Raw genomic sequence first — 2,709 nt, forward strand, 5'->3', positions numbered from 1 at the left:
CAGATCCGCTGCCGGTACCGTCAGGCTCCAGCCGCCGTCCGCCGCGGTTGTTGCGGTGTACTGTTTGCCGTTCAGGGTCACGGTGACCAGGGTACCTTCCGCAAGGTTGGCGCTGGTACCGCTGACGCTCAGATCCTGACCTTTCTCCACCGCGTTCAGCACATTGTCGCCGCTCAGGGTATCGAAGCCCACGGAAGGCAGCCCGGTATCGACAGTCACGTTATGGGTGCCGGATCCGGTATTGCCCGCGGCATCGGTGACGCTGACGCTGACCGTCACGGTGCCGTCGCTGAGGCCAGAAATCACGTTCGCCGGAACGCCGACGCTCCAGTTGCCCGCGGCGTCCAGCACGGTGGTGTAGGTCTGGCTGCCAACGGTCACGGTGACTTTATCGCCCGCCGCCGCGCCGGTGGCAGAGCCGCTGACGATCTGCGCCTGCGCATGCTCAGCCACGTTAATCACGTCGTCGCCCGCCACGGTGTTGATGGTCACGACCGGCACCGTCACGTCGACAGCCAGGTTATGATCCACCGAGGCCGGGTTACCCGCCTTGTCACTGACGGCGGCCGTCACGGTCACGCTGCCGTCCGTGAGCGCCGCCAGGTCGGCTGCCGGAACGTCCAGCGTCCAGTTGCCGTCTGCCCCCACGGTGGTGGTGTAGTTCTTCCCGTTCAGGCTCACGGTGATCGTCTGGCCCGCTTCGGCGGTGCTGGTACCGGACACCGTCAGGTCAGCTTTCGCTTCGGTCGCATTCAGGATGTCGTCAGCCGCCAGGGTGTTAATCGTTACGGACGGCGCGGTGGTGTCCACGCTGTACTCGCGGCCCGCAGACGCGCTGTTGCCGTTGACGTTGGTGACGCTCACCTGCACGCTGGCATCGCCCTCTTTCAGACCGGCCAGGTCAGCAGACGGTACGGTATAAGTCCAGTTACCGCTCGCATCGACAGTGGTGGTATAGATTTTACCGCCCATGGCGAGGGTGACGGTCTGTCCGGCTTCCACGTTGGTGGTCGCACCTGACAGCACCAGATCGGTCCCTTTTTCCGCCGCGTTAATCACGTCATCGGTAGCGATGGCGTTAATGCTGATCGCCACGGTCGCCAGATCCACCGTCACGTCGTGGCTGATGGTCATCGGGTTGCCCGTCGGGCTATCACCGGTAACGGTAATTTTCACGGTGCCTTCTGGCCACGCGCTGACGTCTGCGGCCGGCACGGCTGCGTTCCAGGTCCCGTCCGCCAGTACGGACGCCGCATAGGTTTTGCCGTTCACGGTGACGGTCAGTGCCGTGCCCGCTGCCAGCCCATCGCTGGAGCCGCTGACAATCAGGTTCTGACCATGCTCGATGCTGTTAATCACATCGTCACCTGCCACGGTATCGACACGCAGGCCCGGCAGGCTGGCGTCAATGGTGATATCGCGTTCGCCGGAACCGGTATTGCCGTGTCCGTTGGTGACGGTGGCCGTCACGCTCAGTCCGCCGTTACCCAGCGCCGTCAGCACCTCTGAAGGCACGTTGACGGACCAGGTCAGGTCATCCTGCACCGTCGCCGTCCAGCTGTTACCGCCCATCGTAACGGTGACGGTATTGCCCGCTTCGGCGTGGGCAACGGTACCGCTCAGGGTTTGACCGGCAGCCACTTCCGCCGCATTGATCACGTTGTCACCGGCCACGGTGTTGATGATAACGGTCGGCAGCGCGGTATCGGCCTGCAGGTTCGCCGTATTGCTGACGCTGTTCCCCACGGTGTTCGTCGCGGTTGCGCTCAGGGTGTAGTTCGCCTCACCCAGCGCGGCCAGATCCGCTGCCGGTACCGTCAGGCTCCAGCCGCCGTCCGCCGCGGTTGTTGCGGTGTACTGTTTGCCGTTCAGGGTCACGGTGACCAGGGTACCTTCCGCAAGGTTGGCGCTGGTACCGCTGACGCTCAGATCCTGACCTTTCTCCACCGCGTTCAGCACATTGTCGCCGCTCAGGGTATCGAAGCCCACGGAAGGCAGCCCGGTATCGACAGTCACGTTATGGGTGCCGGATCCGGTATTGCCCGCGGCATCGGTGACGCTGACGCTGACCGTCACGGTGCCGTCGCTGAGGCCAGAAATCACGTTCGCCGGAACGCCGACGCTCCAGTTGCCCGCGGCGTCCAGCACGGTGGTGTAGGTCTGGCTGCCAACGGTCACGGTGACTTTATCGCCCGCCGCCGCGCCGGTGGCAGAGCCGCTGACGATCTGCGCCTGCGCATGCTCAGCCACGTTAATCACGTCGTCGCCCGCCACGGTGTTGATGGTCACGACCGGCACCGTCACGTCGACAGCCAGGTTATGATCCACCGAGGCCGGGTTACCCGCCTTGTCACTGACGGCGGCCGTCACGGTCACGCTGCCGTCCGTGAGCGCCGCCAGGTCGGCTGCCGGAACGTCCAGCGTCCAGTTGCCGTCTGCCCCCACGGTGGTGGTGTAGTTCTTCCCGTTCAGGCTCACGGTGATCGTCTGGCCCGCTTCGGCGGTGCTGGTACCGGACACCGTCAGGTCAGCTTTCGCTTCGGTCGCATTCAGGATGTCGTCAGCCGCCAGGGTGTTAATCGTTACGGACGGCGCGGTGGTGTCCACGCTGTACTCGCGGCCCGCAGACGCGCTGTTGCCGTTGACGTTGGTGACGCTCACCTGCACGCTGGCATCGCCCTCTTTCAGACCGGCCAGGTCAGCAGACGG

The 2,709-nt window shown here is 64.6% G+C and carries 1 protein-coding gene; it reads right to left on the bottom strand.

Features of this window, described 5'->3' with window-relative positions; translation table 11 throughout:
* A partial coding sequence (locus tag F8561_RS09970) for an Ig-like domain-containing protein (protein WP_151887389.1) occupies positions 1-2,709 on the bottom strand: 2,709 nt, incomplete at both ends.

Origin of the sequence: Enterobacter sp. 198, assembly GCF_009025585.1 — a bacterium.
Lineage (GTDB): Bacteria > Pseudomonadota > Gammaproteobacteria > Enterobacterales > Enterobacteriaceae > Enterobacter > Enterobacter ludwigii.